The sequence below is a fragment of the Rhodopseudomonas sp. B29 genome, from assembly GCF_000333455.1.
Lineage (GTDB): Bacteria > Pseudomonadota > Alphaproteobacteria > Rhizobiales > Xanthobacteraceae > Rhodopseudomonas.
Genome location: NZ_BADD01000776.1, coordinates 1 through 272 on the forward strand (window position 1 = coordinate 1; position 272 = coordinate 272).

Genomic DNA, 272 nt, shown 5'->3' on the forward strand with positions numbered 1-272 from the left:
GTCGTGACGTTCAGCAGCGCGTCGGACAGTCCCGTCTTTTGATACAGGGCGAACTGATCGTCGCCGAGCTTCTCGCAGCGAAAATCGGGGACGGCGACTGCGTGCGGATCGATCAGGATTGTCGCGACGCCTGCGCGTCCGAGCATCGCCGCCGTCGTTGCGCCGGCGAGGCCGCCGCCGATGATCGCCACATCGGTGTAGCGCATGGGCGCCTCCTTCGGGCGGCGAAGTGTCGCGCGCAATGACGAAGAAAATCTGAAGGCCGATGTGCG

General features: G+C 65.1%; 1 protein-coding gene. It reads right to left on the reverse strand.

Features of this window, described 5'->3' with window-relative positions; genetic code table 11:
* A partial coding sequence (locus I5M_RS27850; RefSeq protein ID WP_031337849.1) for an FAD-dependent monooxygenase occupies nucleotides 1-206 on the reverse strand: 206 nt, incomplete at its 3' end.
* Nucleotides 207-272: the final 66 nt, after the last annotated feature.